The following is a 19,971-nucleotide window of genomic DNA, read 5'->3' as shown; positions in this document are numbered from 1 at the left end:
CAACTCCGGCGAGGCGATCGCAGACCTTGTTCCGGCCGGCGGGGCCGGCCCGGTCGGCGGGGACGGCGGCACCGGCGGGCACGGCTCAACCTTCGGCGGGGCGGGCGGAGCCGGCGGCAACGCCGGGATGCTCAGCCTCGGTGCGGGCGGCGCGGGCGGCGCCGGCGGCGAGAGCATCACCCCGGTGGTCGGCATCGGCGGGGCGGGCGGAGCCGGCGGCAACGGCGGGCTGCTCTTCGGCGACGGCGGCGCGGGCGGCAACGGCGGGTTCGGCCCCCAGACCGGCGGGCGCGGCGGGGTGGGCGGCGCCGCAGGCCTGCTCAACGGCTCGGGGGGCGCCGGCGGCGCCGGCGGAGACGGCCTGACGTCTCAGGGCGGCGCCGGGGGCGCCGGGGGCAGGTCGGGCCTCATCGGCGACGGCGGAAACGGCGGCAGCGGCGGCAGCAGCCAGGGCGCCGCCAGCAGCACCGGCGGTGCGGGCGGGGCCGGCGGCAACGCCATGCTGGTCGGCGACGGCGGCAACGCCGGTAACGGCGGCCTCGGCCAGGTGCCGGGCAAGGCGGGCGCCGGCGGCATCGGCGGTCAGCTGCTGGGTTTGGACGGCTTCAACGCCCCCGCCAGCGCCAACCCGCTGCACGCCCTGCAGCAGCAGGCACTCAACGCGATCAACGCGCCGGTCCAGGCGGCCACCGGTCACCCGCTGATCGGCAACGGCGCCAACGGGGCGCCCGGCACGGGGGCCGCGGGCGGGCCCGGCGGGCTGCTGTTCGGCAACGGCGGGACCGGCGGCTCCGGGGCGCCCGGCGCCGCCGGCGGCCACGGCGGGGCCGGCGGTGGGCTGTTCGGCTCCGGCGGCGCAGGCGGCACCGGCGGGGCGTCGGCCACCGGAAACGGCGGGACGGGCGGGGCCGGCGGCAACGGCGCGCTGTTCGGCTCCGGCGGAGCCGGAGGAGCCGGCGGAAGGGCACCGTCCGGCGCCAACGGCGGCGCGGGCGGCGCCGGCGGCAACGCCGGCTTGTTCGCAGGCGCGGCCGGGGACGGCGGCGCCGGCGGCGTGGCCTTCACACCCGGCACGGCCGGCGCAGGTAACGGCGGGGCCGGCGGTGCCGGCGGCACCGGTGGGCTGTTCGCCCGCGGCGGGGTCGGCGGCGACGGCGGGTTCGGCCTGCACAGCGGGGCCGGCGGCGACGGCGGCGCCGGCGGCACGTTGTCCGGCGACGGCGGGGCCGGCGGCGCCGGGGGGTTCAGCAGCCTCAACGGCAGTAGCGGCGCCGGAGGCACCGGCGGCAACGGCGGCCTGTTCGGCGGCGGCGGGGCGGGCGGATCAGGCGGGGCCAGCCAGACCGCGGCGGGCGCCGGCGGGCGCGGCGGCAATGCCGGCATCCTGAGCATGGGCGCCGGCGGCGGGGCCGGCGGCGCGGGCGGGACCAGCGACGGCATCGCCGGTGCCGGCGGCGCCGGCGGCAACGGCGGCCTGTTCTTCGGCGACGGCGGGGCCGGCGGCATGGGCGGCGCCGGCGATTCCAGGGGCGGGGCCGGCGGCGCCGGCGGCAACGCCGGCATGCTCACCGGCTCCGGCGGCTCCGGCGGCGGCGGCGGACTTGCGGGCGCCAGCCCGCTGACTCCCGGCGGCGCAGGCGGGGCCGGCGGCAGGGGCGGGCTGATCGGCAACGGCGGTGACGGCGGTGCCGGCGGGTCCGGTTTCGGCGGCACCGGCGGCGCGGGTGGGAACGGCGGCGACGCCGTGGCGGTCGGCGATGGCGGCAACGGCGGCAACGGCGGAGACCCGGGCAACCCGCCCGGCACGCCGGGCACCGGCGGCACCGGCGGGGTGCTGCTCGGCCAGAACGGGAACACCGGGAAGCCGTAGCCGGGCGGCGTGCCGCCGGTGCCACGCGACTGTAACGGCACTGCGAAGAATCGGGCCGAGTTTCGCGGTGCCGTTACGCTCGCGGCCGCAGGACGGCTATCCCGCCTGCTTGACCGGCGGCCGGTAGAAGATCAGCAATTGCCCGACCGCGCCGGCGAGACCGAGCCCCGCCGAGATCGCCAGGCCGGCCCAGCCGTCACACCAGTTGTGGCCGAAGATCAGCCAGTCCAGGCTGAGCCGCCCGGCGCCCAGCGTGGCCACCGCGACGGCACTGACCGCCAGCACCAGGTTGTACTCCCAACCCTCCTTGACGATGAAGAAGCCGTTGGCGCGGTGCACGGTCCAGGCCGCGACCAGCATCAGCGAGACGAAGCCCGCCGCCGGGATCGGCGTGAGCAGCCCCGCCGCCAGGCCCAGCCCGGCGGCCATCTCGGTGGTGGCGGCCACGGTGGCGTGGAATTTTCCGGGTTTCATGCCGATGCTCTCGAACCACCGCGCGGTCCCCGGTATCCGGCCGCCGCCGAAGAACTTGTTGAAGCCGTGCGCGGCGAGTGTCAGTCCCAGCACCAGCCGCAGGATCAGTAACCCGACGTCATACACATTCATGGGTGCAAACCTAGCGGGTGGCGATTGAGACCCGGAAAGGAGCGCGACATCAAGATCGCGATCATCGGGGCCGGCAACGTCGGCAACGCCCTGGGCACCGCGTGGGCCGACCGGGGCCACCGGATCATGTTCGGTGTCCGCAATCCTGACGACCCGAAGTATTCGTCGCTCGGCTCCGTCGAGACCAACGAATTCGCTTCGGCCGCAGCCGATGTCGTGGTGCTGTGCACGCCGTGGCAGGCCACGCGGGCGGCGGTGCGGGGCTGCGGCGATCTCTCGGGCAAAGTGCTCATCGATTGCACCAATCCGCTGACACCCGACATCTCCGGGCTCGAGGTCGGGCATGTCACGTCGGGGGCGGAGGAGGTCGCGAAGTGGGCCCGCGGCGCCCGGGTGTGCAAGGCGATGAACCAGATCGGCTCCGCCATGATGGACGGGCCGCAATTGCCGGCCCGGCCGGTCATGTTCGTCTGCGGCGACGACGACGAGGCCAAGTGGGTGACCGCCGGCCTGGTCGCCGAGCTCGGTTTCGAGACGGTCGACGTCGGCGACCTGACGCTGGCGCGGCTGCTCGAGCCCTACGGGCTGCTGTGGATTCACCTTGCGCTGCGCCGCGGCCTCGGCACGAACTTCGGCTTCGGGCTGCTGCGCGGACGCTCCTGACATACTCGTCGAGGCCTGCCGGGAAGGTCCCGGCGGGACGGGCCGCTCGACGAGGGGGTGCACCACGACCCGCATCAACGCCGTGGTCTCGCTCGACGGCGGCGCGCGTCACCCGCGCGAGCTGTTGGGTAACAAGGGCCACGGCATCGACGCGATGCGCCGGCAGCGCCTGCCCGTGCCGCCGGCGTTCTGCATCACCACCGAGGTCGGCCTGGCCTATCTCGCCGAGCCGGGCGCAACGCTCGACGCCGTCTGGGGCGACGTGCTGGACCGGATGCGTTGGCTGGAAGCCGAAACCTCGCGGACGTTCGGGCGGGGCCCGCGCCCGCTGTTGGTCAGCGTGCGCTCGGGAGCCACGCACTCCATGCCCGGCATGATGGACACCCTGCTGGACGTCGGGATGAACGACGCCGTCGAACGGGCGCTCACGGCTGAAGGCGGATCACGGTTCGCCCGCGACACCCGGCAGCGATTCACCCGCATGTATCAGCGCGTCGTGGGTAAGCCGGAATCCGTGCCCGACGATCCCTACGCGCAGCTGCGCGCCGGCATCGAGGCCGTGTTCGCCTCGTGGAACTCGCCCCGCGCGGCCGCCTACCGCGCGCACTACGGCATCGACGACCTTGGCGGCACCGCGGTCGTCGTGCAGGCGATGGCATTCGGCAACCGTGGCCCCAATTCCGGTGCGGGCGTGATCTTTTCCCGCAACCCCATCACCGGCGCCGACGAACCCTTCGGCGAATGGCTGCCGGGCGGTCAGGGCGACGACGTGGTCTCGGGGCTGGTCGACGTCGCACCGATCGCGGCCTTGCGGGACGCGCAACCGGCCGTCTACGCCCAGTTGACGGACGCCGCCCGCGGCATGGAGCGGCTCGCGTCGGACATCCAGGAGATCGAGTTCACCGTCGACGACGGCGCGTTGTGGCTGCTGCAGACGCGGGCGGCCGAGTTGTCGGCGCAGGCCGCGGTGCGGCTGGCGCTGCAACTGCGCCGAGAGGGCCTCATCGACGACGCCGAGGCGCTGCGCCGCGTGACGCCGGCGCACGTGTCGGCTTTGCTGCTGCCCGCGCTGCAGCCCGAAACGCGCTTGGCTGCAAACCTTTTGGCCAAGGGCCTGCCCGCCTGCCCGGGCGTGGTGTCGGGCAAGGCGTACATCGACGTCGACGCGGCGCTGGAGGCCGCCGACCGCGGTGAGCGCGTCATCCTGGTGCGCGACCACACCAGACCCGAAGACGTCCTGGGCATGCTGGCCGCCCAGGCCATCGTCACCGAGGTCGGCGGCGCAGCCAGCCACGCGGCGGTGGTCAGCCGCGAGCTTGGGCGGGTGGCGGTGGTGGGCTGCGGTCACGGCGCCGCGGCGAGGCTGGCGGGCCGGCAGATCACCGTCGACGGCTACGAAGGCGAGGTGCGCGAGGGCGACCTGAGCCCGTCGGCGTGGTCGGAAAACGACACGCCGGAACTGCGCGAGCTGGCCGATGTCGCGCGGCGGATCAGCCCGTTGCGCGCGCACGCCGCCGGCGATCACCCCAGGCTGGACGACGCCTCCGATGCCGCGGTGCGCGCGGCCCTCGACACCGGGGCCACCGACGTCGTTTCCGTCACCCCGCTGACCGTCATGCTGACGGCCCTGCGCCTCACCACCGGGGCGTCCCGATGACGGAATTGGCTGTGCTGCAGGCGGTCCGGCTGAAGGGCCGGGTGCGTCCCGCCGAGCTTGCCGCGACCCTGGGCCGGGACCTTGGCGACGTCTCCGGCGCCGTCGAGCGGTTGACCGCGGCGGGCCTGCTGCTCGACGGCGCGGCGCTGCGGATCAGTCCGGGCGGCCGCGCCCGGCTCGAGGAGTTGCTCGCCGAGGAGCGCGCGGGTGTCGATCCGGGCGCGATGGGGGCCGCCTACAACGACTTTCGCGCGGTCAACACCGCCCTCAAGGCGCTGGTCACCGATTGGCAAGTCAAGGGGGGCGCGCCCAATGCGCACGACGACGCCGAATACGACGCCGCTGTGCTGGCTCGCCTCGACGACGTGCACGCCCGGGTGCTGCCGATAATCGAGGCGGCCGCCGCCCAGTTGCCGCGGCTGGGCGCCTACGCGGCGAAATTGTGTGCGGCGCTGGACAAGATCAAGACGGGCGACACCGCCTGGCTGTCCAGGCCGCTCATCGACTCGTACCACACCGTGTGGTTCGAGCTGCACGAGGAGCTGATCGGCGCCGTCGGCCTGACCCGCGAGGAGGCGGCCAGATCGGGTGACGCCCAATAGCTTTCACAGCGCCGCGTCGAGCAGCTCGAGGTACTCGTCGATGTCGGGGATGGCCGATTCGGCGGCGTGAACGCTGATAGCGACGGTGTCGCCGATGCCGTGCACCCCATGGGTCAGCCCCATCGCCGGTGAAAGGGCCGGGTATCCCGCCGTCAGCACCACCCTGGCGCCGCCGAAGCCCAGATCGGCGGCCCCGCGGTTGACGCTGGACACCACGGTGTTGCCGGCCACCTGCGTGGGGCGGACGAAAGGGTCGAACTGCGCGACGCCCCAACGCAGTAGCGCCGCGGGCACCGCGGCGAAGGCGCGGTCGGCGGCCCGGGCCGCCGGGTGTTCGAAGCGGCGCCGGCCGTTGGCCAGATCGGCGGCGATCCGCGCGATCCGGGCCTCCAACGCCAGCTCGGGGTACAGCCCGACAACGACGTTCCCGAAATGATTATTGGCATGCGGCACACCGGGTTTGGCCATCGGTACTTCGGCGCCCAGCGTGTCGGACCCCTCTTCGAGCAGAGTGGACAGCGCCGTGGAGACCGCGGCCAGCACCGCGAGGGTGACCGTGGGCCCGCCCAGTTGCGAACGGCGCCGCACCAGCGTGCGCGCCGACCGGATGCGCCCGGGACGGGCGTTGGTGGGTTGCAGCGGCCGCGACCCGGCCCGCGGCGCCAGCAGCCCGGCGCGGGTGTCGCGGACCAGCCGGCGATGAGCGCGCGCCGCCTCGACGGCCCGCAAGGGCAAGAATCCCGCCGACGGCGCCGCCACCCCCGGCACCGGGGCCGCCCGGCCGAACAACCACGCCGCCATCGCCGCTGCGCGGGCGCCGTCGGCCAGCGCGTGCGGGACCTGCATGACGACGACGCTGCCCGGCCCGGCAACGCCGGGAATGCCGAAGACCGGGGTGAACACATGCAGCCGCCACGGCATCGCCCGAACGTCCAACTGGTCGTCGGCGAGGGCGGCGACGGCCACCAGGCAGTCGCCCCACCCGGGGTCGGCCAGGTCGTGGCGGACCACCCAGTCGGGCCCGAGAGCGGCCGGCACCCACTGCGGATAGGCCAACCGGCCACGGTCGGCGACCCGCATCGTCAGGCCGGGGCAGGCACGCGCCCGCGCGCACACCCGCTCGACGGCGGCGGAGTAATCCGCGGGTTCGCCGTCGAACGCGTAGAGCAGGAACTCATCGCTGGGCAGTTTGGCCGACATCCAGTAGAACTGCGCGTCGACGGCGGCCATCCGCTGCCCCGGCATGGCTTCAGCCGGGTGAGCCGATGAACGTCAGCACCAGGCTGGCGACCTTGTCCGGCTGTTCGAGCTGCAGGAAGTGCCCGGCGTGCTCCACGATGGCGACCTCGCTGCCCGCGGGCAGCGCCTTCTCCGTCCAGCGGGTGAAAGCCGATGTCATGCAACCGTCGTCGCGCCCGTGCAGGTACAGGCACGGCAGCAGGGGCTCCTCGGTCCACAGCCGGTTCAGTTCGGCATACTCCGCCGGCGGCCGCGGGTGGCGGATGGTGGCCCGGTAAGTTCCCAGCGCCGCCCGCCAGCTCTCCGGCGTGCCGATCGCCGCGTCGACGTGGCGCAGATCCTCGTCGGCGCGGTAACCGGGCGACCACCTCCGCCACAGCAGCGGCAGCACCCAGGACGCGGAACGTTCGGGCAGCCAAGGCAATTGGAAGTAGAAGATGTACCAGCTGCGCAGCAGCTGCGGCGGCAGGTGGCCGAGCAGCCGCAGCCGGTCGGCCGCGCTACCGCGCCGACGAAACCCCGCGGACACCGGCACCGACATGATCACGGCCTTGGTGAACGGGCTGTCGGGCAGTGCGGCCAGGCCGGTCGCGGCGATCGCGCCCCAGTCGTGACCGATCACGACGTCGTGCTCGGTGCCGCCCGCGGCCGCGCGCACCCGCAGGGCGTCGTCCATCAGCGCGCCCACATGGAAGTCGCCGTCGGCCGGGATCGACGACGGCGCGTACCCGCGCATGAACGGCGCGACGACGCGCCACCCCGATTCGGCGAGCCGCGGTGCGAGCTTGCGCCATCCGTAGGCGGTGTCGGGGAAGCCGTGCAGGCACAGCGCGATCGGGCCGTCCGGCGGCCCCCAGGTCAGGGCCTTCAGGTCCCCCGCCGGGCCGGGCACGTCGACCCAGCCCGGTTCACCCACCGCGGGCTCGCTCGGTGTCGTCAGCCATGTCCACTCCCTCGTCGGCGCCCGTCCGCACCGACCAACCTAACGCCTGGTCGATTCGCACGCACCGGCCCCGGTACCGAATTCGCCAGATGCCCACGGCGACATGGCATTCCGAGCTAGGGCGGGCTACCGACGGCATCGGGAGACAGCTGGCTTCCCCGGCATCCTCGCCGCGGCCACCGAGGCCCTCGCGACCAGGGGATTCACCGTGCCTACGCGGTGGCCGGGATCGGCCGGCTCACCGGGTGAACGCGCCCGCCGCGGCCCGCTCCAAGTCGGCGATGACGATCTTGCGCATGCCGAGCATCGCTTCGGTGGCCGCCGCGGCGCGCGCCCGGTCCGGGTCGCCGATCAATTCGAAGAGCCGGTCGGGGACGATCTGCCAGCTCAGCCCGAAGCGGTCCTTGCACCATCCGCACTGCGATTCCTCGCCGCCGTCGGTCAACCGCTCCCAGTAGTAGTCGACCTCGTCCTGGTCCTTGCAGTGCACCGTGAACGACACCGCCTCGCTGAACGGAAACTGCGGCCCGCCGTTGATGCCGATGAACCGGGTGCCGTCCAGCACGAAACTGCCCGACAGGACCGTTCCCGGCTCCCCCGGGCCCGCCTCGGTGGTCCGGTTGAAGCCCTCGATCCGGGAGTTGGGGAACACCGACGTGTAAAACTCCGCGGCCTCCTCCAGGTCGTGGTCGAACCACAGCGAGGGCGTGATCGATGGCATGCGCGTCTCCTTTAGGTCTGGTGCGGTGGTTGTCAGCGGTCTCAGTGATAGACCGCGGCGGCGCCGAGAACTCATCGGCGCCCGCGACGGCCTCGCGGACCGTGGCCAGACCCCCAGGTCGAGGGTGAATAGGTTGCCTAGGTAACGTCGAAGGGCGATCTACGAAAGAGGACGCCCTTGAGCGCCGTAACCAGCAAACCCGAGACGGTCGAGTTTTCCGGCCACAACGGGATCACCCTCGTCGCCGACGAGTGGAACCGCGGCTCGGCCCCTCTGGCCAATAAGGCGGTCGATCGGCCCACCATCCTCATGTTGCACGGCGGCGGCCAGAACAGGTTTTCCTGGAAGAACACCGGCCAGATCCTCGCCGATGATGGGTTTCACGTCGTCGCGCTGGACTCGCGGGGCCACGGTGACAGCGCTCGCGCGCCCGACGCCGACTACGACGTGGAGACGCTGACGGCGGACGTGCTGCGGGTCCTGGACGCGATCGGCCGGCCGGTGGTCATCATCGGCGCGAGCATGGGCGGGCTGACCGGCATCCTCGCCGCCGACCGGGCCGGCCCCGACCGCGTGACGCAACTGGTGCTCGTCGACGTGGTGCCCCGGTTCGAGAAGGGCGGCAGCGCGCGCATCCGCGAGTTCATGTTCAGCGGGCTCGACGGGTTCGAAACGCTCGAGCAGGCGGCCGACGCCGTTGCCGCCTACCTCCCGTACCGGAAAAAGCCGCGCAGCCCCGAGGGGCTGAAGAAGAACCTGCGCCTGCGCGACGGGCGGTGGTACTGGCACTGGGACCCGGCCTTCATGACCAAGCCCGGCGACGACCCGGAGTTGCGCACCGAGAAATTCGAGCAGGCCGCGGCCGGCCTGACGATCCCGGTTCTGTTGATCCGCGGGAAGCTGTCCGACGTCGTCAGTCCCGAAGGCGTCGAGCATTTCCTGACCCAGGTGCCCCGCGCGGAGTTCGTCGAACTGTCCAACGCCGGGCATACCGCGGCCGGCGATGACAACGACGCGTTCAGCGAAGCCGTGGTCGCGTTCGTCGAGCGCCGCTGATTCCCAAGCGCCGACTGTGCAATTTGCGACGCGACACACGCCGGTGATTGGTCGCGAAACGCACGCTCGGCGCGGCTGATTCAGTTCGCCGGCTTCTCCGCGTGCCCGCCGAACTGCTTGCGCATCGCCGAGAGTGCCTTGTTGGCAAAGTCGTCGAGCTGACGCGAGGCGAAGCGGGACTGCAGGGCGGTCGTCAGCACCGGCGAAGGCACCCCCTCGTCGATCGCCGCGATGGCGGTCCACCGGCCCTCCCCGGAGTCGGACACCCGACCGGAGAACTCCTTGAGCTCCGGCGATTCGTGCAGCGCGCTGGCGGTCAGGTCCAGCAGCCAGGAGCCGATGACGCTGCCGCGGCGCCACACCTCGGCGACCTCGGGAATGTCGAAGGTGTACTGGTAGAACTCCGGATTCGACAGCGGCGCCGTCTCGGCGTCACCCGCCTGCACTTGCTTGCCGATGTCGGCGTTGCGCAAGATGTTCAGGCCCTCGGCGAGCGACGCCATCATCCCGTACTCGATGCCGTTGTGGACCATCTTGACGAAATGCCCGGCCCCGGAAGGGCCGCAGTGCAGGTAGCCCTTTTCCGACTGCGCGACCTCGCCGTCGCGGCCCGGGGTGCGCGGCGCCGCGTCCACGCCGGGCGCCACGGTCGCGAAGATCGGCTCCGCGTGCTCGAACGCGTCCGTGTCCCCGCCGATCATCAGGCAATAACCGCGTTCGCGGCCCCACACACCGCCGCTGGTGCCACAGTCCAGTAAGTGAATGCCGTTGTCGCCCAAGGTCTTCGCATGGCGGATGTCGTCGCGGTAATAGGAGTTGCCGCCGTCGATGACGATGTCCCCGGGCTCCAGCGTCTTGGCCAAGTCCTCGATCACGCCCGTGGTGATGGTCCCGGCCGGCACCATCACCCAGACCACTCGCGGGGCTTCGAGCTTCTCGGCCAGCTCTTGCAGCGAGGACACCCCGGTTGTGTTGTCCTCGCCGGCCATCGCCTTGACCGCGTCGGGGCTGTGGTCGTAGACCACGCACTCGTGGCCGCCCGTGGCCACCCGCCGAACGATATTGGCGCCCATGCGGCCCAGGCCGATCATCCCTAGCTGCATCGTGTCCCGTCTCCTTAGTTGCTCGCCTGCTTGGTGTGGGGTAGCCACGGTTCCTGCCAACTGTGGTGTCCGTGCAGCAGCGACTGCGCAGCCTCGGGACCCCAGGAGCCGGGGTCGTAGTGGTGGATGCGGCCCGGCTTGTCCAGCACCGGCTGCACGATCCGCCACGTCTCCTCGATGGCGTCCTCCCGGGCGAAGAGCTGACGATCGCCGTTGAACGCGGCGTACAGCAGCCGTTCGTAGGGCCGCACGGCCTCACCGAGATCCTCGGCGAACGACGAATCGAGGTGGACGTCGTGCCACGAGTTACCCGCCTGGGCCGAGAGCTGTAGGCGCATGCCCGGGTCGGGGTCGATGCGCAGCACGATCTGGTTGGGCTCGGGCGGCCGGCGGTTGGGCAGGAACGAAAACCCGGGAACATGGTGCAGGAACATCCGGACCTCGGTGACCTTTTCCGGCAGCGCCTTGCCGGCGCGCAGGAAGATCGGCACCCCGGCCCAGCGCCAGTTGTCGATCTCCGTCCGCAGCGCGATATAGGTCTCGGTTTGCGAGTCCTTCGCCACCCCGGCGACGTCGGTGTAGCCGCGGTACTGGCCGCGCACGCAGCGCTCGGGATCCAGCGCCGGCATCGCCCGGAACACCTCGGCCTTCTTGTCGTTGAGGTCATCGTCGCTCGGGCCGACGGGGGGCTCCATCGCCACCAGCGCGAGCACCTGCAGCAGGTGATTCTGCACGACGTCGCGCAACGCGCCTACCGCGTCGTAGAACTTTCCGCGGTCCTCGATTCCGAAGTCCTCGGCCATGGTGATGTGGATCTCGGAGATGCTGTCGCGGTCCCACAGCTTGGCCAGGCCGTTGTTGGCGAACCGCAGATACTGCAACTCCTCGACGGGTTGCTTGCCCAAAAAGTGGTCCACCCGCAGGATCTGGTCCTCGTCGAGAACCGCACGCAGCCGGGCGTTCAGGTCGCGGGCGGAGGCAAGGTCGTGGCCGAACGGCTTTTCCACCGCGACGCGCGCATGGTCCAAGAGGTCGGCCTTCGCGAGGTTTTCGACGATCGGCGCGAACAGGGACGGCGGCATTTCGAGGTAGTACAGGGGACGGCAGTCCTTGCCGACCCGCTTGGCCAGCTGCTGATAGAGCCCGGGATCCGTGACGTCGCCGTGCAGGTAGGAGAACCGGTCCGCCAGCCTCTCGAACACCGCGTCGTCGAGGTTCTCGCCGGACGCCTTGATGGCATCCCGCGCCCGCTCGACCAACTGCTCGACCGACATGTCGTCACTGGCCACGCCCACGATCGGGCACTTGAGCAGATTGCGCGACTCGAGCCGGTACAAGGCTCGGTACGTCATCTTGCGTGCGAGATCACCGGTAATGCCGAAGATCACCAAAAGATTTGACGAGCTACTGTCACCGTCGGCCAAGACGCGCACCTCCCTTGAGATTCGCTACCCGCGGCGGACCGTGCTCAACCCTAAACATTGCGGTTGGGCCCGACAACCCGAAACGAACACGGGCTTTGGCAGGATGACCAGCGTGGGTGACATGCTGCGCATCGCGGTCTATGTCCTGGCGGGGGTCGCCACGATCGAAGCGGGCGCGATCGCGGTTCTCTCGGTCCTGCTGGTGCGCGCCCGCCGCGAGATCGAGGAGCTGCAGCACCGGACGGACGCGCGCACCCAGCTGCTGTCGGGCGGCCGCGAGGCCGTCAAGAGGGTGTGGAACGCGGCCAACGTGATGCGCAAGGAGGGCTTCGGCGCCGCGGTGCGCAGCTCCATCGAGGACCTCGCCGACTGGGCCGAGGTGGAGCGGCCCGACCTGGCCCGCGTCACCCCGGACGGCCGGGTGGTGATCCTGTTCTCCGACATCGAGGAGTCCACGGCGCTGAACGAGCGGATCGGCGACCGCGCCTGGGTCAAGCTGATCGGCTCGCACGACAAGTTGGTTTCGGGACTCGTGCGGCGACATTCCGGGCATGTCGTCAAAAGCCAGGGGGACGGCTACATGATCGCCTTCTCGCGCGCCGAGGACGCGGTGCGGTGCGGCCTCGACATCCAGCAGGCGCTGAACAAGGACGGAAAACGTAAGCGGCACAACGGCATTCGTGTTCGGATCGGCATCCACATGGGCCGCTCGGTGCGGCGCGGCGACGACCTGTTCGGGCGCAACGTCGCGATGGCAGCGCGGGTGGCCGCGGAGGCCGTCGGGGGCCAGATCTTGGTCAGCGAACCGGTGCGGGACGCCATTGACAATGGGGCCGACTGCGACGGCATTCGATTCGACGACGGCCGCGAGGTCGAGCTGAAAGGCTTTTCGGGCAGCTACCGCTTGTTCGCCGTCGAACCCGAGGCCGACCCCGACTTGGACTGAAACGTCTCCCCGTCGGATTCGGCCAGCCGCTGATGCAGCCGCGCGCGGATCTCGTCGGCGGTGTAGGCGCGTCGCTTGCGTTGGTCGCGCGCCACCAGCACGCCCCCGGCGACCACGCCGGCGACACCGGCCAGTCCGATCCACTTCCAAACGCTGCGCATGGTTGACAGGCTATTACCACTATGAACACCCTTCGCGACAAGGTCGCCGTCGTCACCGGGGCGGGCAGTGGCATCGGCCGCGCCATCGCCGGCGCGCTCACCGGGCGAGGCGCACACATCGTGGCCGTCGACATCGACAGCGCCCGCTTGGCGGACGTCGCCGGCGATCTGACCGACGCCGACATCCTCGTTTCGCCCGCCGACGTCTCGGATCCGCTCGCCTTCGACGGGGTTCGGGACGCGGCGCTGCGGCGGTTCGGCCGGGTCGACATCGTGGTGAACAACGTCGGCGTGCTGACGAACGGCCTGCCCGAAGACATTCCGGTGACCGAGTGGCAACGCATTCTCGACGTCAACCTGATGTCGCTGGTGCGCAGCAACGCCGCCTTCCTGCCGCTGCTGCTCGATCAGGGCAGCGGGCATCTGGTCAACACCGCCTCCTTCGCCGGGCTTTTCACCTATTCCTACGACCGGCTGCCGTACGCGGCCACCAAGGCCGCGATCGTGCAGATCAGCGAGGGCCTGGCAATTTATCTGCGGCCCAAGAACATCGGCGTCACCCTGCTGTGCCCGGGGCCGGTGCTGACCAACATCGCCACCGCCGTGCCGACGTTCGGCGCCGGTGCGCCGCTGCGGGTTCCCGGCGAGCAGTTCGCGTTGCTCGACCCCGCGCCCGTCGGCGAGCTGGTCGCCGACGCGATCCTGCGCAACCGATTCTTCGTACCCACCCACGCGGGTGTCGTCGATGAGTTGCGCCGCCGCGTCGACGACTGGGACGCATACATCGACTACCAGATATCCCGCGAACCACGAAAACGAAAGGCAGACAACGATGGCTGACGCCCGAACCGAGGGCATGGACGCGCTCCAGGAGATGTTGCCCGGCGTCATCCCGGAGGGCGCCACCGGCCTGAGCGATGGCGGCTTCGCCGACGAACTCGGTGACATGAGCCTCGATCACGTTTTCGGCGCCCTGTGGACGCGGCCGGGCCTCGATCGGCGCTCCCGCAGCCTGGTGACCCTGGGCGCCCTCATCGCCCTGCGGGCCAGCGACGAACTGAAGCTCCATTTTCAGATCGCGCTGCACAACGGGTTGAGCCTCGAGGAGATCGAAGAGGTGATCTACCACATGACGGGCTATGCGGGTTACCCGGCGGCCGTCAACGCGCGCAGGGTCGCACGCGAAGTTCTTCGACGCCCATAGGCTGGCTTGCATGCTGACACTGGACCAGGCGTTGGAAGAGACCCGGACCGGCGACCTGTGGCTGTTCCGCGGCCGCTCGCGACCCGACCGCGCGATTCAGACCTTGACGAACAGTCCGGTGAACCACGTCGGCATGACCGTGGCCATCGACGACCTGCCCCCGTTGATCTGGCACGCCGAACTGGGCGACAAACTCATCGACGTGTGGACCGGCACCAACCACCGCGGCGTGCAGCTCAACGATCTCCGCGACGCGGTGCGGCAATGGACGGACCGCTACCAGCAGCGGTGCTGGCTGCGCCAGCTGACGCCATACGCCACCCGCGAACAGGAGAACAAGCTGCTGCGGGTCATCGCGCGGATGGACGGAACCGCGTTTCCGACCACCGCCCGGCTGACCGGCCGGTGGTTCCGCGGGCGACTACCGACCATCTACGACTGGGTGCGCGGAATCCCGTTGGTGGACAGCAAGGTTCGCGAGCAAACGCAGCGACGCAGGCAGGCGCGGAAGATGAGCCTGGAGACGGCGTACTGCGCGGAGACGGTGGCGATCACCTACGAGGACATGGGCTTGCTCGTCACGGACAAGGACGCCAACTGGTTTGACCCCGGCAAGTTCTGGAGCGGTGACGCACTCCCGCTGGCCCCGGGGTACCGGCTGGGCGACGAAATAGCGGTTGTTGTCGGTTAATCGACGGACATCTCGCCCATTTCGGACCAGCCCGCGGCGTCGATGGTCTGGTTGATGATCTTGGGCGTGGACTTCAGCGCCTGCGGGAGCTCGCGCATCGCGCGCTTGAAGTGATCGCTGTTGACGTGGACGCCTCCCGCGTCACCGTCCCGGAAGGCCTCCACGAGGACGTACTCCGCCGGGTTGTCCAGGCTGCGCGACCACTCGAACCACAGGTTGCCCTCCTCGGCGCGAGTGGCGGCCGTGAACGCGGAGACCAGTTCCGGCCAGCGATCGGTCCACTCCGGTTTGGTCTCGAACTTGACGACGATGAAGATCATGGCCGCAGGATACGTGCCACGAGCGCACCCGGGCGCCAGCCGTTCACCAGCAAACTTTGCCTAGGCGTCCTCATTGACGGCTAGGCAAATGCTTGCCAACAGACGTTCGCGATTAGCCAGTGACGCATACCACAAATTCGGCGCGTGGCGGATCAGTTCACAATCGCGTGAATTGCTAATAATGCCGAGAACCCCGAATCAAATGCGAATTTGTTACGTATTCGCAATTCCCGGGTCGCCGGGGGGCGGCAGGTCCGGAGCCGGGGGCGCGGGAGCCGGCGCGTCGACCAGAACCGGCGCGGGCGGTGCGTCCGGCGGTGGCGGGGCGGCGTCCGGCGGCGGAGGCGGTGCGAAGTCGCCATCCGGCACAGGCAGGAACATGTGGTGGGTGAATCCGGCCTGGTAGGCGCCCGCACCACCGATGTGCACGCCGCCGCGCTCACCGCTGGACACCGGCGTGCCGTCCGGCAGGGTCACGGCCGTGTGGCCGCCGTTCCAACCGATCACCAAGGCGTTGGGGGCTGTTCCGTACTGGAAGCCCCGGGCCAGCAGCGCGGCCTCCTCGTTGCCGGTGTTGAACCTGCTGCCGTAGACCGGCCGGTCCGTCGCCGCGTTGGCGACCCATGAGGCGAGCCCAGAGCAATCGGTCCCGGCGGGAGAATCTCCACCCGGGATATAGGGCGTCCCGGAGACCTGATTGATGAGCGTCATCAACGTTGCCAATACAACCATGGGCAGGCACGCTAGCAATGGAATTCACCGCGAGCCAAAATTTGTGGCGCAGATCATTCACGCTCAGCATAATGGCTTTCGCCGCATCGGTAGCAAATCGATTACAAAGCCGCAAATATCCGAGCAGGAATTGGGCGTTACCTACGGACGCGGTTGCAAGACCACGACGGGGATCTCGCGCTCGGTCCGACTCTGGTAGGTGTCGAAGTCTGCGTAGAGCTCGACCAGGCGCGGCCACAGGCGGCTGCGCTGCTGCGCGTCGGCGGTCACCGCGCGCACCGGTCGTCCGCCCGTACGGGCGTCACGCTGCGGAGCTTCCTCGGGGACTGGATCGCACCGTCAGTGAGCGTGGACGCCGTCGTGCGGCGCTGAGTCGTCGAGTCTTATTGCGCGACAATCACACCGAATTTGGCGCGGGCCTCGTTGGTGACCGGAGTGAACAGGTTGACGAGGTTGCCGTCCGGATCGCGGAACAGCAGCGCGCGGTTTCCCCACGGCATGGTGGTCGGCTCCGTCACGACCTCGCCGACGCGGTCGCGGAGCCGCTCGTATTCCGCGTCGACGTCCTCGACGAGGAATTCCACGATCGCGCTCCGGTTGGCCGCCGGCTCGGCGGATCCGTCCCCGAACAGCGGCACCGTCTTGTCGCTGCCGATGGCCAGCGTTCCAACCGGCGTCGGGATCTCGGCGAACAGCTCGTTGCCCCAGACCGCGGAACCGTCGGTGACCGCCTCGTAGAAATCGACGAGCCGCTTGACGTCGGCCGTGATGATGCGGGTCGAAACGAACTTCATGCAGCCTCCCCTGTGTGCGATCGGTGCGCGGTGTCCCGCGTCGACCCAAGGCTAGGCGGCCCCTCCGACAAGCTACGAGATTCGTTCAGCGGAGCACCGTTCCGCCATCGATGTTGACGACCTGACCGTTGATCCAGGCGCCTTCGTCGGACAGCAGGAAGGCGACCAACGATGCGACGTCGTCGGGGAGACCCACCCGCGTGCTGCGGATCCGCCGCAGCGCGGAGGCTTCCAACTCCGGCCACCGCGGAGCCGAGCGGATGGCGTCGGTGGCCGTGAAGCCCGGCGCGACCGCGTTGCACCGAATGCCCTCCTTGCCCCAACGCGACGCGACGTGTCGCGTCAGTGCGCCGATGCCGTGTCGCCGTACCCCCGCCCGGGCGATGCGTTCCGCGGTCTGTTGCGCGGCTTCTTCGGCGATATCGCCGATGACCACCTGGCTGCCCTCGGCCCCAAGGCGAACGGCAGTGGCCGCTCCCAGCCCGGTGGCTCCACCAACGACGATGCCGACTTTGCCGGCCAATCCGCGCAGTGACATACCCGCCCTCTCCAGCACCCAAGTGTCCTGGCGGCCAGCCTTCAGGGCCGTCCGTCACTCCGCAGGTTCGGTCTCAGCGGCATCTCGCCGGGAAGCCTCGATCTCGCGCCTGATCTCCGCCTCTTCCCGTTCGGCCGAGGCGCGCTGGCGATCCTGACGATCTTCGGCACGCTGCAGACGCTCGCGTTCGCGCTCGCCGGCGGTGCCCTCTCGTTCGTCGGCGCTTGTTTCTCGTTCGTCGGCCAGCTGCTCGCGGTGGTTGGCGACTCGGTCTCGCTCCGCCGCGATTCGATCCCGCTCCGCCGCGAGCCACTCGCGCTTTACCAGCTGCGCCTCGCGGTGCTCGAGGGCTTTCTCCCGTTCGTCAAGCTCGGCGGCTCGGCGGTCGAGTTCGTTGAGCGCATCGGCGTGGTGATCAGTGGGCACCGCTCTTCCCTTCGCCGATGGCTTGGCGCATGCCGGCCTCTCCCTCCTGCCGGGCCTCTTCACGCTCGCTGGTGGCCCGCTCGCGCTCGACCTCCGCCTGCTCGCGCAGCGCGGCCGCCTCCTGGCGCTGGACCCGTTGCGCCGCGCGCAGCCCGTGGTTTGCCGGACGGCTTCCGCCCGATTCCGACTCACGCCGATCCGCGGCCCGCTCGCGCTCGTCGGCTACGCGCTCCCGCTCGTCGGCGAGCGCCTCCCGTTCATCCGCGATCGCTTCCCGTTGGTCCGCGACGGCTTCGCGACGTTCGGCAAGTCTGCTCCGCAGTTCCAGGTTCTGCGCCCAGCGCTCCACGCCCTCGGTCAGCCGCTCTCTCCGTAGCGCCAACCGTTCTCGAGCGTGCGATTGCTGTTCGCGCTCGTGCGCGAGGTGTTCGCGCTCGGCGGCGATGGCCTCGCGCTCTTCGGCGATCCGTTCGCGCTCCAGCGCGACGCTTTCGCGTTCGTGCGCCGTTCGTCCGACTTGTTCAGCCATCTGATGCTCGTTCTGGCCGCATCGGACCTCCAGTCGGCGTGGTGGAAAGGTTCCACCTCCACACATAGCCCAGCGCGGCTTGCCGGTCTAGGGCCGACAGACCCCAACGTCGAAGCGGCAAGGCCACCGCGATTCGTGCTCGACCCGCTAGGCCGGAGTCCATATACCGTTGTTCCAGAATCCCCAGACGTTGCGGGTCGGGTTCCACATCAGCTGCGCCCCGGGCGCCCACGGCGGTGGCGGCGGCTGCGGCGGCGCCCACCCCGGCGGAGGCCCCCAAGGACCCCAACCCGCCGGACCACCTGGGTTCGCCGCCCCTTGCCAGTCGTGGCAGTGATTCCAGTCCCAGTTGTAGGCGTTGCCCCAGCCCGGATCCCACGGATCACCCGGGCACCAATGATTGGCGGGTGCGGGGGCCGGGGCAGCCCGGGCCAAGGCGGCGGGGCCGGCGGCCAGTCCGAGCGCCGACAAGGCCAACCCGCCACCCAGCAGCGCGCTCGTCGACCGCTGAATCCAGCGGCGCTTCGCAGTCACCATCTCTCAAGGATTTCCCCAGACCCGAACCGGGGCAAGTACCTGTTTCGGAGGCTCACGCCCTCAACGGAGCCCGAGCGCGTCGCGGTCCCTCAGTCCGCCGAAGACGGCCGTCCTTGGAGACGTCGTCGGGTTTCGGCCACCGCACGCCTGATTTCGGCCGATTCCCGTTTGGCGGCGGCTTGCCCGCGCGCCTCCCGCTCCTCGGCGCGGTGCAGTCGCTCGCGCTCACGCTGCTCGGTCGCACCCTCGCGGATGTCCGCATCCAGCTCCCGGTCGTCCGCCGACTGCTCGCGAACATCCGCGATCCGGTCCCGCTCATCGGCGATGCGATCCCGTTCGTCGGCCACCCGCTCGCGCCTCGCGAGCTCACGTTCGCGCAGCGCAAGCGACTCCTCATGCTGATCGGAGTCAGCGGCGCCGCCCTCGGGTTCACCTGAGGTGTGGGCACGGTCCTCGGTGGTGACCATGCCACACCTTAACGCCGCCAGCGGCCGTCCGCGGCGTCGAGCCGGGGCCCGACCACGCCAAAGAAGGGAAACCCCGACCCACCCGAACGCTGACGCGGCAAACCGGCCCTATGGCCTGTATTTTCCGGTGAGATGATCGTATGGTGCTGCCGGAGGGGGCTACCCGGTTAGGAACGCGGATGAGGAAGATACCCGTAACGGGCGCCGCACTGGCCGGCGTGACTATCGCGCTGGCCGCACCGGCGTCGGCCGAGCCGGTGATGGCCGCAGACCAAGTGGTGAGTGGGATGTACAACGTCCACTTCAACGACGGAAGCCTCGACGATGTGACGTTCAAGGCCGCGTCGTGCGGTATTGGTTGCGTCCAAGTCATCTTTTCCAACACGTCGGGCCAGGCGCAGTTCTATGCCGACCGGTGGCACGCGAGCTTCCCCCCGAACCCCGCGGCGTGGCGCTGTAATGACGGGACGGTGCACAGGGGCTTCGACGAATGGACCTGGGACCCGAGCACAGGGATCGGCACCAGGGTCGTCGTCCGCACCGAGGCCGCCTGCGGATATACGGATCACAGCAGCCAACCCAGCGCGCACCGCTTCACCATGACCAGGCTGAGTGGCCAGTCGGGACAGCCGGGCGCTCTCGCGCCCGCGGTTGCGTAGCGGCCTTACCGCGTGACCGGCTTGGACATATGAAGCAGCGGGTACGGCCCACCCGCATCATCGAGTTCGCTCCTGCCGACCAC

At 70.3% G+C, this 19,971-nt stretch carries 24 protein-coding genes and 2 pseudogenes; 10 read left to right on the top strand and 16 right to left on the bottom strand.

Annotated elements, in window-relative coordinates:
• Nucleotides 1-655: 655 nt before the first annotated feature.
• Nucleotides 656-871 (top strand): annotated as a pseudogene (locus A5705_RS29120) (PGRS repeat-containing protein); the annotation flags it as partial.
• 1,095 nt (nt 872-1,966) lie between these two features.
• Here the strand turns inward: A5705_RS29120 and A5705_RS03620 are convergent.
• A complete protein-coding gene (locus A5705_RS03620) occupies nt 1,967-2,476 on the bottom strand; it encodes a DoxX family protein (protein ID WP_067872030.1) in 510 nt (169 codons plus the stop codon).
• 24 nt (nt 2,477-2,500) lie between these two features.
• On the opposite strand from A5705_RS03620, the gene A5705_RS03615 reads away from it, so the two are divergent.
• The 3 genes from A5705_RS03615 (at nt 2,501) to A5705_RS03605 (ending at nt 5,398) form a co-directional block, all read left to right on the top strand.
• Nucleotides 2,501-3,139, top strand: coding sequence for an NADPH-dependent F420 reductase (locus A5705_RS03615; protein ID WP_231964181.1), 639 nt, complete (start codon nt 2,501-2,503; stop codon nt 3,137-3,139).
• 82 nt (nt 3,140-3,221) lie between these two features.
• Nucleotides 3,222-4,796, top strand: a complete 1,575-nt coding sequence (locus A5705_RS03610) for a pyruvate, phosphate dikinase (RefSeq protein ID WP_068275485.1) — start codon at nt 3,222-3,224, stop codon at nt 4,794-4,796.
• Nucleotides 4,793-5,398 carry a MarR family transcriptional regulator gene (locus tag A5705_RS03605; RefSeq protein ID WP_067872016.1) on the top strand — a complete coding sequence of 202 codons (606 nt, stop codon included), beginning with the start codon at nt 4,793-4,795 and terminating at the stop codon, nt 5,396-5,398. Before A5705_RS03610 ends, A5705_RS03605 begins: the two co-directional genes overlap by 4 nt.
• 3 nt (nt 5,399-5,401) lie before the next feature.
• Here A5705_RS03605 and A5705_RS03600 read toward each other — a convergent pair whose 3' ends face one another.
• The 3 genes from A5705_RS03600 to A5705_RS03590 all read right to left on the bottom strand — a co-directional run bounded on the left by A5705_RS03600 (nt 5,402) and on the right by A5705_RS03590 (nt 8,301).
• Nucleotides 5,402-6,643, bottom strand: coding sequence for a WS/DGAT domain-containing protein (locus A5705_RS03600; RefSeq protein ID WP_067872014.1), 1,242 nt, complete (start codon nt 6,641-6,643; stop codon nt 5,402-5,404).
• A 4-nt stretch (nt 6,644-6,647) separates the two neighbouring features.
• Nucleotides 6,648-7,553 carry an alpha/beta fold hydrolase gene (locus A5705_RS03595; RefSeq protein ID WP_067872010.1) on the bottom strand — a complete coding sequence of 302 codons (906 nt, stop codon included), beginning with the start codon at nt 7,551-7,553 and terminating at the stop codon, nt 6,648-6,650.
• 265 nt (nt 7,554-7,818) lie between these two features.
• Nucleotides 7,819-8,301 (bottom strand): VOC family protein, encoded by a 483-nt coding sequence (locus tag A5705_RS03590; RefSeq protein WP_067872006.1) that lies wholly within the window; start codon nt 8,299-8,301, stop codon nt 7,819-7,821.
• 177 nt (nt 8,302-8,478) lie between these two features.
• On the opposite strand from A5705_RS03590, the gene A5705_RS03585 reads away from it, so the two are divergent.
• A complete protein-coding gene (locus tag A5705_RS03585; RefSeq protein ID WP_067872003.1) occupies nt 8,479-9,357 on the top strand; it encodes an alpha/beta fold hydrolase in 879 nt (292 codons plus the stop codon).
• Between the two features lie 80 nt (nt 9,358-9,437).
• Here the strand turns inward: A5705_RS03585 and gnd are convergent, their stop codons facing one another.
• Nucleotides 9,438-10,460 carry a phosphogluconate dehydrogenase (NAD(+)-dependent, decarboxylating) gene (gene gnd / locus A5705_RS03580; protein WP_067872001.1) on the bottom strand — a complete coding sequence of 341 codons (1,023 nt, stop codon included), beginning with the start codon at nt 10,458-10,460 and terminating at the stop codon, nt 9,438-9,440.
• Between the two features lie 14 nt (nt 10,461-10,474).
• On the bottom strand, nt 10,475-11,884 hold the full coding sequence (locus tag A5705_RS03575) for a glucose-6-phosphate dehydrogenase (protein ID WP_068275490.1): 1,410 nt from the start codon (nt 11,882-11,884) through the stop codon (nt 10,475-10,477).
• A gap of 103 nt (nt 11,885-11,987) precedes the next feature.
• On the opposite strand from A5705_RS03575, the gene A5705_RS03570 reads away from it, so the two are divergent.
• Nucleotides 11,988-12,830 (top strand): adenylate/guanylate cyclase domain-containing protein, encoded by an 843-nt coding sequence (locus A5705_RS03570; protein ID WP_067871999.1) that lies wholly within the window; start codon nt 11,988-11,990, stop codon nt 12,828-12,830.
• Here A5705_RS03570 and A5705_RS03565 read toward each other — a convergent pair.
• The gene (locus A5705_RS03565) at nt 12,782-12,991 is read right to left on the bottom strand and encodes a hypothetical protein (RefSeq protein ID WP_068275483.1); all 210 of its coding nucleotides are present in this window, start codon (nt 12,989-12,991) and stop codon (nt 12,782-12,784) included. The two genes, A5705_RS03570 and A5705_RS03565, sit on opposite strands and share 49 nt — an antisense overlap.
• Before the next feature lie 21 nt (nt 12,992-13,012).
• On the opposite strand from A5705_RS03565, the gene A5705_RS03560 reads away from it, so the two are divergent.
• Genes A5705_RS03560 through A5705_RS03550 form a run of 3 tightly spaced genes read left to right on the top strand, consistent with a single transcriptional unit; the run spans nt 13,013 to nt 14,886 of the window.
• A complete protein-coding gene (locus A5705_RS03560; protein ID WP_067871996.1) occupies nt 13,013-13,831 on the top strand; it encodes an SDR family oxidoreductase in 819 nt (272 codons plus the stop codon).
• A complete protein-coding gene (locus tag A5705_RS03555; protein ID WP_067871991.1) occupies nt 13,824-14,195 on the top strand; it encodes a carboxymuconolactone decarboxylase family protein in 372 nt (123 codons plus the stop codon). Before A5705_RS03560 ends, A5705_RS03555 begins: the two co-directional genes overlap by 8 nt.
• A 10-nt stretch (nt 14,196-14,205) precedes the next feature.
• On the top strand, nt 14,206-14,886 hold the full coding sequence (locus A5705_RS03550; RefSeq protein ID WP_067871987.1) for a guanylate cyclase: 681 nt from the start codon (nt 14,206-14,208) through the stop codon (nt 14,884-14,886).
• On the opposite strand, the gene A5705_RS03545 is transcribed toward A5705_RS03550, so the two are convergent.
• The 9 genes and pseudogenes from A5705_RS03545 to A5705_RS26935 form a co-directional block, all read right to left on the bottom strand.
• Entirely contained in the window at nt 14,883-15,206 is a 324-nt protein-coding gene (locus tag A5705_RS03545) for a putative quinol monooxygenase (protein WP_067871984.1), read from the bottom strand. The two genes, A5705_RS03550 and A5705_RS03545, sit on opposite strands and share 4 nt — an antisense overlap.
• A gap of 213 nt (nt 15,207-15,419) precedes the next feature.
• On the bottom strand, nt 15,420-15,938 hold the full coding sequence (locus tag A5705_RS03540; RefSeq protein WP_067871982.1) for a glycoside hydrolase: 519 nt from the start codon (nt 15,936-15,938) through the stop codon (nt 15,420-15,422).
• Nucleotides 15,939-16,079: 141 nt separating this feature from the next.
• Nucleotides 16,080-16,223: pseudogene (locus A5705_RS03535) on the bottom strand (nitroreductase/quinone reductase family protein); the annotation flags it as partial.
• A gap of 98 nt (nt 16,224-16,321) precedes the next feature.
• A complete protein-coding gene (locus tag A5705_RS03530) occupies nt 16,322-16,732 on the bottom strand; it encodes a VOC family protein (protein WP_067871979.1) in 411 nt (136 codons plus the stop codon).
• An 85-nt stretch (nt 16,733-16,817) separates the two neighbouring features.
• Complete coding sequence (locus A5705_RS03525; RefSeq protein WP_067871976.1) at nt 16,818-17,270, bottom strand: SDR family NAD(P)-dependent oxidoreductase; 453 nt, start codon at nt 17,268-17,270, stop codon at nt 16,818-16,820.
• Between the two features lie 54 nt (nt 17,271-17,324).
• A complete protein-coding gene (locus tag A5705_RS03520; RefSeq protein ID WP_067871971.1) occupies nt 17,325-17,696 on the bottom strand; it encodes a hypothetical protein in 372 nt (123 codons plus the stop codon).
• On the bottom strand, nt 17,686-18,225 hold the full coding sequence (locus tag A5705_RS03515) for a hypothetical protein (RefSeq protein WP_067871964.1): 540 nt from the start codon (nt 18,223-18,225) through the stop codon (nt 17,686-17,688). Before A5705_RS03515 ends, A5705_RS03520 begins: the two co-directional genes overlap by 11 nt.
• A gap of 147 nt (nt 18,226-18,372) precedes the next feature.
• A complete protein-coding gene (locus A5705_RS26940) occupies nt 18,373-18,762 on the bottom strand; it encodes a hypothetical protein (protein WP_082956279.1) in 390 nt (129 codons plus the stop codon).
• Between the two features lie 89 nt (nt 18,763-18,851).
• Entirely contained in the window at nt 18,852-19,229 is a 378-nt protein-coding gene (locus A5705_RS26935; RefSeq protein WP_082956278.1) for a hypothetical protein, read from the bottom strand.
• 179 nt (nt 19,230-19,408) lie between these two features.
• On the opposite strand from A5705_RS26935, the gene A5705_RS03505 reads away from it, so the two are divergent.
• Complete coding sequence (locus A5705_RS03505) at nt 19,409-19,888, top strand: hypothetical protein (protein ID WP_156738203.1); 480 nt, start codon at nt 19,409-19,411, stop codon at nt 19,886-19,888.
• Nucleotides 19,889-19,971: the final 83 nt, after the last annotated feature.

This window comes from Mycobacterium sp. E787 (assembly GCF_001668725.1).
Lineage (GTDB): Bacteria > Actinomycetota > Actinomycetes > Mycobacteriales > Mycobacteriaceae > Mycobacterium.
The sequence above is the reverse complement of the archived record's forward strand: the minus strand, read 5'-3'. Positions and strand labels throughout refer to the sequence as shown.